We start from the raw sequence: 10,869 nt of genomic DNA on the forward strand, positions 1-10,869 counted from the left end.
ATCTTAGGCGCTGGTATTGCGTCCGCGTTTGACAAGAACGGCAACACGCTAACCGCGACAGGACGTCCCATCCGAAAGACGTACGACTGGAATGCGCCGGAAATCCCCTCGTCTTTCCAATGCGATGTCCATCTTATTAGAATTCGTCAAAATAAGAAGAAAACTAGAACTGCTATAAGGCTTTGATATTAAAGGATTACTTCATTGACGCTCCGCCGGCGGCGTTCTATCGCTCGCCCATCGCGCTGATCGCGCCCCACGACGGAGCAGAAGAATGATCGCAAAGACCTATCTCCACGCCCTGGCGCTGTCCTCCTGCCTGCTGGCCGCTCCGGCCTTTGCGCAAGGCGTGAATCTCTACACCACCCGCGAGCCGGCTCTGCTCAACCCGGTGCTTGAGGCCTTCACCAAGGATACCGGCATCAAGGTCAACGCGGTCTTCCTGAAGGACGGCCTGCAGGAGCGCATCAAGGCCGAAGGCGCCAACAGCCCGGCCGACGTCATGCTCTTGGTCGATGTCGGCGAGATCAATGCCGCCGTCGATGCCGGCATCACCCAGCCGATCAAGTCGGATGTCGTCGACAAGACCGTTCCGGCGCAGCTTCGCCCTGACAACAACTGGGTCACGCTGACCAAGCGTGCCCGCGTCGTCGTGGTCTCGAAGGAGCGCGTCAAGCAGGACGCGATCACCTATGAGGACCTCGCCGATCCCAAGTGGAAGGGCAAGTTCTGCATTCGCGCCGGCCAGCATCCCTATAACAACGCGTTCTTCGCCGCCTATCTCGCCCATTACGGCGCCGAGAAGACCGAGACCTACCTGAAGGCCGTGCGCGCCAACGCCGCTCGCAAGCCCGGCGGCGGCGACCGTGACGTCGCCCGCGACATCCAGTCCGGGCTCTGCGACATCGCCCTCATCAACACCTACTATGTCGGCCTGATGAGCGAGGCGAAGAACGAGCAGAAGGGCTGGTTCGACGCGATCAAGCCGCTCAAGACCACCTTCGCCGGCGGCGGCACCCATGTGAACGTCTCGGCTGCCGCGCTCGCCAAGAACGCCCCGAACAAGGACAACGCCGTCAAGCTGGTCGAGTATATGCTCGGCGACAAGGCCCAGGCCCTCTACGCGAACGGCAACTTCGAGTTACCCGTCAACGCGGCCGTCACCGACTCCACTGCCGTCAAGCTCTTCGGTACCGTCACGCCGGACAAGTTGACGCTTTCCGAGGTCGCCAAGCAGCGCAAGGCCGCCGCCAACCTCGTGGATAAGGTCGGCTTCGACAATTGAGCCTGAGCCAGCCGCTCGACACGACGCGACGGTCGCCATTCTCGTGGCGGCCGTCGACGCGTTTTGCCTATGCCGCGATCGGCGGGGCTGCCCTCGTGGCGCTGCCGCTCCTCGCGCTCGTCGCAACCGCGTTTTCGTCGCGACAGGCGGCTGAGATCTGGCCGCATCTCGCGGCCAATGTCCTGCCCGTCGCGCTCGTCCAGACCAGCCTGCTGCTGGCCGGTGTCGGCGCAGCCTGCGCCGTCATCGGCGTCGGCACGGCCTGGCTGGTGACGCAGCACGACTTCCCGGGCCGCCGCTCGCTCGAATGGCTGCTCGTGCTGCCGCTGGCGCTGCCGACCTATCTGACCGCCTATATCTACGTCGAGTTCCTCGGCTTCCAGGGGCCGTTGCAAAGCGCTCTCCGCGCCGCCACCGGCTGGCGTTCGCTCCGCGACTACTGGTTTCCCGATCCGCGCAACGTGCCGGGAGCGATCGCGATCATGGCGATCGTCCTCTACCCTTATGTCTATCTCAGCACGCGCGCGCTGTTCAGCGTGCAGGGAGCCAGCATCGTCGAGGCCGCCCGCAATCTCGGAGCAGCGCCCGGCCGCCTGTTCTGGCGCATCGGCCTGCCGCTCGCGCGCCCCGCGCTCGCCGCCGGCCTGACCCTCGTCCTGCTGGAGACGCTGAACGATATCGGCGCCACCGAATATCTCGGCGTGAGATCGCTGACGCTGTCGATCTACACGACCTGGGTCAATCGCGGCTCGTTGCCCGGCGCCGCCCAGATCGCATGTATCATGCTGCTGATCGTCTTCGCCCTGATCCTGATTGAGGTGAAACTGCGCGGGCAGAGGCGTTTCGCCTTGCCTGTGCGCCAGGCCCGCCCGGTGACGCGCCGGCCGCTGCACGGTCGCAGAGCGGTTTTGGCCACCCTCGCCTGCGCCCTGCCCGTGATCTTCGGCGCCGCCCTGCCCATCGGCTATCTCGTCACCGAAATCCTGCAGCGCGGCCTGCTTCAGCAGTTCGACATCGGGCTGCTGCGCCTCCTGGGCAATGCGCTCCTGCTCTCCGGCCTCGCCGCGGCTCTGGTGGTGGCGCTGGGGCTCGGGATCGCGACCGCGGGCCGCAGTGGCCGCGAGGGCTGGCTGAAGCCCCTCGCCCGTGTCGCCAGCCTTGGCTACGCCGTGCCCGGCACCGTGCTGGCGCTTGGCCTGCTCATCCCTCTTGCGGCCTTCGACAATCTGCTGGCCGATGCCGCATCCGCCCTGTTCGGCCTGAAGCCCGGCCTGATCATGATCAGTTCCGGTGCGGCACTGGTGATCGCCTATACGGTGCGCTTTCTCGCGATCGGGGTCTCCGGCGTCGAGAGCGGGCTTTCGCGCGTCTCGCCCCGGATCGACGACGCTGCCCGCGCGCTCGGCGCCGCCGGGCCGGAGGTGCTCAGGCGCATCCATTGGCCGCTGGCGCGTCCCGCCATCGCCGCTGCGGCGCTTCTCGTCTTCGTCGACTGCCTCAAGGAACTGCCGGCGACGCTGTTGCTGCGACCGCTCAACGTCGACACGCTGGCGACGGTCGTCTACGGCCACGCCTCGCGCGGCGTCTTCGAGGACGGCGCGCTGGCGGCGCTGCTGATCATCCTGGCCGGGCTCTATCCGGCCTTCGTTCTGGCCAAAACCGGCGCAGATCGCACGGGATAGCCGGCTCTCCAGCCTCGACAAGCCCTCTGCATCGGCCTACACCCTGTGCCGCCAGGGGGCTGGCTGACTTTCGGCCCGGTGCCGATTCGGAAGTCCATGACCAGACGCGCTGCGATCATCGCTTTCAGCCTCGTCGTCGCTATCGGCCTGCTCGGCATGCAGTCCTGGGACGTTGCGTTCGGGCGCGTCCAGCGTAGCGCGATCAAGGCAATCCAGGAGCGGACCGGCTTCGTCGTCAAGGCGATCGAGCGGGCCGAAATCGCCCTGCTGCCGCTGCCGCGCATCAGCCTGTCCCAGGTTTCCTTCAGCCAGCACGACGGCGCGCTCGCCGGCGAGGCCGTGCGGATCAAGGCGCATCTGCGCCTGCTGCCGCTGCTCAGCGGGCGGATCAGCTTCGACCGTGTCGACTTGGTGGCTCCCCGGATCGACATCGCCGTTCCAGCCGGCAGCGACGGCGTCACCGAGTGGCTCAGCCCCGCGCTCGCCGAGTTCGAACACCTCCAGGACCAGAGCAAGATCGTCGTCAGCGCCGGCTCGGTCTTCCTGCGCGCGAACGGCGCGATCCAGAGCGTCGTCCGCAATCTCGATCTCGTCATCGACGAACGCAGCTCGCGCGACCCCCTCGCCCTGTCCGGCTCCCTCAACTGGCGCGGTGTGCCGACCGAGGTGAACCTGCTCTGGCCGATGGCAGGCGGCAGCGCGAAGGCCGCCCTGTCGGCGACCTCTTCCCTGCTGAAGCTGCGCTTCGAAGGCAGCCGCTCCGGCCCCGGCGAGCCGGTGATCAGCGGCCCTCTCGTGTTGTCGACCCCGTCGCTGCCGAAGCTGCTCGGCTGGTTCGGCGAGGAATCGCGTCTGGGCTCGGCGCTCGGCGCCGTCGCTCTCTCGGCCGATATCCAGGTGAAGCCGCGCGAGGTCTCGTTCAGCAGCGCCGTCGTCAACCTGGATGGCGAGCGCCTCGACGGCGCGATCAAGCTCGCGGAGGCCGGCGGGCGCTATGCGCTCTCGGGCACGCTCGCAGGCGCGGCGCTGAACCTCGACCGCATCGTCGATCGTCTCCCGGTTCCGGCGGTCGATGTCGCGGATACGACACCCTTCGATCTCGAAGCCTGGACCGCGCGCGATATCGACCTGCGCGTCTCTGTCGACGCCGTCCGCCTGAAAGGCGCGAGGCTCAACGACGTCGCGACCTATCTGCTCGTCAAGAAGGGGCGGTTCGAGACCGGGCTGCTCCGCGCCGGCGCCTATGGCGGCAGCGTCAAGAGCCGCCTGCTCGCGCTCGCCACCCCCGCCGGCGTCGACATCAAGCTCCAGGCCGGGCTCGACAAGGTGAATATCGGCCAGGCGGCGTCCGACCTGCCGCAACTGGCGCGCCTGAGCGGCACCGGCAACCTCCAGCTTGCGCTGGACGGCGTCGGCCGCACCTTCGACGAATTGCTGGGCTCGTTCACCGGCCGCATCAACCTGGCCGCCCGGCAGGGCGAGATCGGCGGCGTCGCCTTCGGGGACCTGATCCGCCGCGCCGAGCGCAGCCCGGTCCAGGCGCTGCGCGACTGGCGGCAGGGCAAGACGCCCTACGAGACCATCAGCGCCAATGCCGGGATCGCCGGCGGCCTGCTCGCCCTGACCGAGGCGCAGATGATCGGCGCGAATTATCGCTTCAACCTCGCCGGCAGTGCGGCGCTGCGCCCCCGCACCCTCGACATGACCGCGCTGCTGGCCTCCCCCAGCGGCTCGCTGAAGCTGCCCTTCCTGCTGAAGGGCCCGGTCGACGCTCCGGATTTCGATATCGAGACCGAGGCCTTCCTCAGCCCGGCCGGCGCCTCCGTCGCACCGACACCGCTCACCCGCTGATCGTGAACTCCCGCTTTCGTGTGCATCGGAAATCCGCTCTGTTGCAGACGGAACCTGTTGCGGCAGCGGGAGGGATGCAGCGATGAAGATGTGGATCATGGGCGCGCTTGCGCTCGCAGGATGGATGACGGCAGGCATGGCCGACGCGCAGGATCTGACGGTCGAGAAGAAGGTCTTCGAACTTCCGAGTTTCACCACCCAGAGCGGACGCACGCTGAAGAATGTCCGCGTCGGCTGGGAGAGCTACGGCACGCTCAACGCCGACAAATCGAATGCCGTGCTGATCTGCCATTTCTTCTCCGGCAACTCGCATGCCGCCGGCAAATACGCAGCCGACGACGCGGCCCCGGGCTACTGGGACGCCATCATCGGCCCGGGCAAGGCGATCGACACCAACAAGTATTTCGTCCTGTCCTCCGACACGCTGGTGAATCTGAGCACCGGCGATCCGAAGACCACCACCACCGGCCCCGCCTCGATCAACCCCGAAACTGGCAAGCCCTATGGGCTCGACTTTCCGATCGTGACGGTCCGCGACTTCGTCGAGGTCCAGAAGGCGCTGGTCGAGAGCCTCGGCATCAAGAAGCTCGCGCTGGTCGCCGGCCCCTCGATGGGCTCGCTCCAGACCTTCGAATGGGCAGCGAGCTATCCCGAGATGGTCGCCAAGGCCATGCCGGTGATCGGCGCCGGCGAGGCCGACGCGATGCTGATCGCCTGGCTCGACGTCTGGGCCGCGCCGATCCTCGTCGACCCCAACTGGAACAATGGCGACTATTACGGCAAGACCCCGCCGCTCGCCGGCCTCGCCAAGGCGCTGACCGCGGTGACGCTGCAGGCGAACCACCAGGACTGGGCCAACGCTACCTTCGGCCGCCGTCCGGCCAAGGAGGGCGAGGAGCCCGGCAAGGCGCTCGCCAACAAGTTCCAGGTCCAGAGCGTGCTCGACAATGCCGGCATGGCCCGCGCAAAAATCTCCGACGCCAACCACTTCCTCTATCTGGTCAAGGCGAACCAGCTCTTCGCCGCGGGCGGCACCTCGCTTGCCGACGGCATGGCCAAGATCAAGGCGCCGATGCTGCTGATCACCCAGCCGAAGGATCTCGTCTTCACGCCCGACATGGTCGCGACGACAGTGAAGGCGGCGAAGGAGGCCGGGCGCGACATCACCCACGCCACGATCGACGGCTCGCGCGGCCATCTTGACGGTGTGATGTCGATGAAGCAGGCCGAAGGCGCGATCCGGGCCTTCATGGAGAAATAGCCCAAAGCTCGCACTCGCCCGAGCAGGTCATCCCGGACAAGCCGCGTCAGCGGCGCCGATCCGGGATCCATGCCTGAACCGTTCCGGAATGGATCCCGGGTCTCCCTTCGGTCGCCCGGGATGACCGCGCATGTACGGCTCACGCGGCGGCCGGCTCCTCCATCCGGTGGACGATCCGGTCGATCAGGCCCCATTCCAGCGCCTCTTCCGCCGTCATGAAGCGGTCGCGGTCGAGCGTGCGCTCGACCTCCTCGTAGCTGCGCCCGCAATGCTCGGCATAAAGCCGGGTCAGGCGATGCTTGGTCTGCCGCATCTCTTCGGCATGGATGAAGATGTCGGAGGCCTGCCCCTGGAAGCCGCCGAGCGGCTGATGGACATGCAGGCTGGCATTGGGCAGCGCTCCACGCTCGCCCGGCTCCCCGGCCATCAGCAGAAACGAGCCCATCGAGCGCGCGGTGCCCATGCAAAGCGTATGCACCGGCGAACGGATGTAGCGCATCGTGTCGTACATCGCGAAGCCGCTGGTCACCATGCCGCCCGGCGAGTTGATGTAGAGATGGATCGGCTTCTTCGGGTTCTCGGCTTCCAGAAACAGGAGCTGCGCGCAGACCAGCACGCTCATCGCGTCGTTGACCTCGCCATTGAGGAAGATGATCCGCTCGCGCAGCAGCCGCGAGTAGATGTCGAACGAGCGCTCTCCGCGGCTCGACTGCTCGACGACCATAGGGACGAGTTGCATCGCTTCGCGCATCGGCGAACTCCAGAGTCTCGGGAAGATGGATGGTGTGGTTTCGCCTCGCCTCAGGCGGCGGCGCGCATCACCGGCGGCCCGTTGCTGTTTGCAGGGGTCAGCCGCCGCCCGACGCGGCTATCGGTCAATTCATGGATCACGTGCAGGCTGCTTCCACCGGCCTCGCTGGCGTCGATCCGGAACGTGACCACGCTTTCCAGAAAGGGCGGCTCGCTGTCGCGCATCCGGTAGCGCAGCGCCTCTCCCGGCGTGACGACGCTCGGCTCGGGATCGGCCAGCTCCGCATCGGGCAGCCAGTGCTCGCGCAGGCCGGGCGTGCTGATGGCGCGCCAGAGCTTCTCGGGCGGCTCGTCGAACTGAAATGCGAAGACGAGAGGATCGGCCGCCGCCTGGCTGTCGTCACCGCTCATTGATCCATCTCCTTGAGCAAGGTCCTGAGATCGTCGATCCGCACCGGCCAGAAGGCACGGTATTTCGTCAGCCACTGCGCGACCAGCGCGAGCCCGTCCGGATCGACCCGGTAGTTCACGAAGCGCCCCTGCCGCTCCTCGCTGACGAGACCCGCACCGCGCAGGACTGCGAGATGCTGCGACATTGCCGGCTGGCTGATCGCCATGCCCTTGCGCAGGGCGCTGGCGTTCAGGCTGCCCGCCGTCAGCTTGTCGAGGATCGCGCGCCGCGTCGGATCGGCCAGTGCCTTGAAGATCTCGTTCTCGATCATGGAAACACATAAGCAAATACTTATGTAAATCGCAAGAGGCTTCGCGCTGAAGGCTCGTGCTAGCCTGTCACCGGAACCGAGGCTGAGCGCGGAAGAACAAGCCATGAGAACGACAGGGCCGGGAATTCTCCTGATATGCGCGTTCCTGTCGCACGCCGCGCAGGCCGCCTGCACGGAACCGCCGGCCGGCTCGGATCAGGCCCCCGCCCTCTCGCCGCCGCTGAGCCAGGTCGTGACCGGCTCAGGCCGCCTGCAATTCCATTCGGCACCCGACAGCGCATGCCAAATGAAGGGCGTCTTCATCATCCCGAAGGACGAGATCATCGCCTATGCGCAGACCCGGGATGGCTGGTCGTCGGTGATGTATCTCAATCCCCGAACCGGCAACGACGTCAGCGGCTGGGTCAGGTCGGCGCGGTTGCGGACGATCGGGACCATGGGGCCGAAGCGCTGATTGCTGCGCGCAACGCTACGAGGTCAGTAATGGGTCGAGAGCGGATCCGGAACGCCTTGCGCCACTTCCGGACATTGAGGCCCTGCCCGAGAGCGGACATCCCCTTCGCATGCAAGCAGCTACCGTTACCTTTACAGGCCAGTCATCACTCGGAGGTTCATCGGAATTGGGGCATCGTTCGAGAAACTGAACGATTCCCAAGGGCTCGGCATCACTCTGTGGGGAGCTGGCCAGCGACCTGACCGATCAGGGAGCCGGCCCATTTCAGCGCGGGGTCGCGTTGCCCACCGAGCGCTCAGAGCAGTGACAACGTCGAGCGCAATGGCGGATTGATGTGCCGAGCGCGAAGGTTTGGATGCATCCTCCTGAGCGCCACCGCGGTGCGATCCGGTATGCAGGCCACAAGGTCCGATGCCTCGATCGCGGCGCCGACCGCGGCATAGCCGGGCAGGCTGAGCATCAGCTTGCGATGGCGGTCGCCGCGGCCCAGCTCCACATCAAGATAGTTCTGAGTTGTCGGCCAGGGCAATGGCGAGCAGCGATTTTCGCTGCAGAGCGTCATGAAGCTGGTGGTCGGCGCTGCGGTCATGCGCGCCGTCGACGAAGGCAGGATGCGGCTTGAGGACCGCGTGACGCTGCGGCGCGATGATCTCAGCGTCAACATTCAGCCGCTTGCGGATATCGTGCTCAAGGAAGGCACGTTCGAGAGCACGATCGAGTATCTCGTGCGCCGTGCCGTGGTCGAAAGCGACAGCGCGGCAACCGATTTTCTGATCTCCCGACTCGGAGGCGTCGGTGCCGTGCAGGCATTCCTCCGAGCCGCCGATCTGCATGACATCCGCATCGATCGCACCGAGCGCGAGCTGCAAACCGAGGTGACCGGGCTGAGGTGGGAACCGTCCTTCGTCGATCCGGAGCGGCTCAAGGCGGCACGCGCGAAGGTTTCTCAGAAGCGCCTAGCGGAGGCGTTCGAAGCCTATCTCAATGACCCGCGCGATACGGCGACACCGCTGGCGATGGCGAGCTTCCTGCGCAAGCTGGCAGCAGGCCAACTCCTCTCACCGGCCTCCACAGAACATTTTCTCGCCGTGATGTCGCAGACGGTCACCTTTCCGGATCGGCTGCGGGCCGGCGCTCCTGCAGGCTGGACCGTAGGTCACAAGACCGGCACGAGCCAAAGCCTCAACGGCGTGAACGGGGTTACCAACGATGTCGGGCTGTTAACCGCTCCCGACCGCGGCGTCGTGGCTATTGCGGCATTCATAGCGGAAAGTCGCGCTCCGATGGCTGCCCGCGCCGCGGCTATCGCCGAAGCTGCTCGGCGGGTCACCGGAGCTTATCGCTGACCTTTGATGAGGCGGGGACTACGATCTCACTGTGCCAGCAGGCTCCCAAATTTGTCGCGCGCGCGCCAATTGCTGACGTTGGAGCACGGCCAGAAACCGGACATTACTTTGGCATAGGCTTTAACGTTCATTGTTACCGTTCGCGGAAGACGCGTTCCGCGTGGTCCATCAGCGGTTTGATGAGGTAGGAGAGCGCGGTTCGGTCTTCGGTCGAGATGAAGACTTCGACGGGCATGCCGGGCAGCAGGCGACGGTCGCCGAGCGCGACCGTGGCATCCTTGGTCTGGACTTCGCCGACGTAGAAATTCTGGCCGCTAACGGGATCCTTCGTCGTCGCCGGGGAGATATGGGTCAGCTTGCCGGAGACCTCGGGCGTGGTGTTGCGGTTGAAGGCGGAGAAGCGCATCCGCGCCGTCTGCCCGACCTGGATCTGATCGATATCGTTGGGCGCGATGCGGACTTCGACGACCAGCTTCGCGCTCTCCGGCACGATCGTGGCCAGCCGTGCTGCCGGGGTGATGACACCGCCGACGGTGAAGATCATCAACTCGTTGACGGTGCCGGCGATCGGGGCGCGGATTTCCATGCGCGCGAGCCGGTCCTCGTTGGCGATACGGCGGTCGCTGAGCTCGGAAACCTTGGCCTCGACCTGCCGCAACTCACGCTGGGCTTCGGTCCGGGCCGTCTCGTCGATCGCGATGATCTGGAGGCGGGCGTCGCTGATACGCAGCTTCGCGCGCGCAAGCGTCGCGTCGATCTCGCCACGCTCGCCCAGCAGCCGCGCCCATTCGCGGTTGATGTTGAAGACCTTGACGCCATCGATGAAGCCCTTCTGGAAAAGGCTGAGATATTTGGCGCGCTCGAGATCGACGAGCCTGAGTTCCTCGACCTTCGCGACCTGTCGCGCTTCGAGCCCGCGGATTTCCTCGCCCGACTGGACGATCGAGATCTCCAACTGCTCCTTGCGGCTGTCGCGGTTGGCCTTGTTGCCGGCGAACAGGCGGGTCTCACCCTCGCGGATATGGTCGACTTCGTCGGACAACGCCGAGATCTCGGACGGGAAGATGACGCTCGCCAGGTTGTCGCGCTCGGCGATGAGCCGCGCCTTGCGGCCGAGATTCTCGGCGAGCTGGGAGCGGATGATCGAAAGCTCGGCCCGGGTCTGGACATCGTCGAGCCGGAAAAGCACTTGACCTTCCTCGACGCGGTCGCCTTGGCGGATCGCGATCGACTGGACGATACCGCCGTCGCGATGCTGCACTTCCTTGAGGTTCTGGTCGATCTTGACCGCGCCCTGCGTGACGACGGCGCCATTCAGCGCGGCATTGGCCGCCCAGCCGCCAAAGCCGAGCACCAGCAGAAGGGCGACGGCCGCACCCGTGAGGACGTGGCCGCGCAGGCTGAAGCTCACATGACGAGCACGCGCCTTCTTGCCTGTCTTGGCTGAACGGGCGGCGAAATCGTGATTATGGGCGTTCATCGGCATTGTCCCCTCGCCGGCTGTTCGTCCAGCCGGTC

At 65.9% G+C, this 10,869-nt stretch carries 11 protein-coding genes; 6 read left to right on the forward strand and 5 right to left on the reverse strand.

Going from position 1 to position 10,869, the window contains the following annotated elements; genetic code table 11:
• Window positions 1-274: 274 nt before the first annotated feature.
• From Q9235_RS09155 to Q9235_RS09170, 4 genes are all read left to right on the forward strand, one after another.
• Entirely contained in the window at window positions 275-1,285 is a 1,011-nt protein-coding gene (locus tag Q9235_RS09155; protein ID WP_306226533.1) for an extracellular solute-binding protein, read from the forward strand.
• Window positions 1,282-2,967, forward strand: a complete 1,686-nt coding sequence (locus Q9235_RS09160; RefSeq protein WP_306226535.1) for an ABC transporter permease — start codon at window positions 1,282-1,284, stop codon at window positions 2,965-2,967. The genes Q9235_RS09155 and Q9235_RS09160 overlap by 4 nt, the downstream gene beginning before the upstream one ends.
• A 96-nt stretch (window positions 2,968-3,063) precedes the next feature.
• A complete protein-coding gene (locus Q9235_RS09165) occupies window positions 3,064-4,818 on the forward strand; it encodes an AsmA family protein (protein ID WP_306226537.1) in 1,755 nt (584 codons plus the stop codon).
• Between the two features lie 82 nt (window positions 4,819-4,900).
• The gene (locus Q9235_RS09170; protein ID WP_306226539.1) at window positions 4,901-6,079 is read left to right on the forward strand and encodes an E22 family MetX-like putative esterase; all 1,179 of its coding nucleotides are present in this window, start codon (window positions 4,901-4,903) and stop codon (window positions 6,077-6,079) included.
• Window positions 6,080-6,218: 139 nt separating this feature from the next.
• Here the strand turns inward: Q9235_RS09170 and Q9235_RS09175 are convergent, their stop codons facing one another.
• From Q9235_RS09175 to Q9235_RS09185, 3 genes are read right to left on the reverse strand one after another with little or no spacing between them, the layout of a single operon-like run.
• A complete protein-coding gene (locus Q9235_RS09175) occupies window positions 6,219-6,830 on the reverse strand; it encodes an ATP-dependent Clp protease proteolytic subunit (protein ID WP_306226540.1) in 612 nt (203 codons plus the stop codon).
• Between the two features lie 50 nt (window positions 6,831-6,880).
• Complete coding sequence (locus Q9235_RS09180; protein WP_306226541.1) at window positions 6,881-7,240, reverse strand: SRPBCC family protein; 360 nt, start codon at window positions 7,238-7,240, stop codon at window positions 6,881-6,883.
• Window positions 7,237-7,551, reverse strand: a complete 315-nt coding sequence (locus Q9235_RS09185; protein WP_306226542.1) for an ArsR/SmtB family transcription factor — start codon at window positions 7,549-7,551, stop codon at window positions 7,237-7,239. Before Q9235_RS09185 ends, Q9235_RS09180 begins: the two co-directional genes overlap by 4 nt.
• A gap of 286 nt (window positions 7,552-7,837) precedes the next feature.
• Here Q9235_RS09185 and Q9235_RS09190 point away from each other — a divergent pair, with 286 nt between their 5' ends.
• Window positions 7,838-8,005 carry a hypothetical protein gene (locus Q9235_RS09190; protein ID WP_306226543.1) on the forward strand — a complete coding sequence of 56 codons (168 nt, stop codon included), beginning with the start codon at window positions 7,838-7,840 and terminating at the stop codon, window positions 8,003-8,005.
• 295 nt (window positions 8,006-8,300) lie between these two features.
• Here Q9235_RS09190 and Q9235_RS09195 read toward each other — a convergent pair whose 3' ends face one another.
• A complete protein-coding gene (locus Q9235_RS09195; protein ID WP_306226545.1) occupies window positions 8,301-8,594 on the reverse strand; it encodes a type 2 periplasmic-binding domain-containing protein in 294 nt (97 codons plus the stop codon).
• Between Q9235_RS09195 and Q9235_RS09200 the strand changes: the two genes are divergently transcribed.
• Window positions 8,566-9,351, forward strand: coding sequence for a serine hydrolase (locus Q9235_RS09200; RefSeq protein ID WP_306226546.1), 786 nt, complete (start codon window positions 8,566-8,568; stop codon window positions 9,349-9,351). The genes Q9235_RS09195 and Q9235_RS09200 overlap by 29 nt on opposite strands.
• Window positions 9,352-9,484: 133 nt before the next feature.
• On the opposite strand, the gene Q9235_RS09205 is transcribed toward Q9235_RS09200, so the two are convergent.
• The gene (locus tag Q9235_RS09205; protein WP_306226548.1) at window positions 9,485-10,831 is read right to left on the reverse strand and encodes an HlyD family type I secretion periplasmic adaptor subunit; all 1,347 of its coding nucleotides are present in this window, start codon (window positions 10,829-10,831) and stop codon (window positions 9,485-9,487) included.
• Between the last annotated feature and the right edge of the window lie 38 nt (window positions 10,832-10,869).

It is taken from the genome of Bosea beijingensis (assembly GCF_030758975.1).
Classification (GTDB): domain Bacteria; phylum Pseudomonadota; class Alphaproteobacteria; order Rhizobiales; family Beijerinckiaceae; genus Allobosea; species Allobosea beijingensis.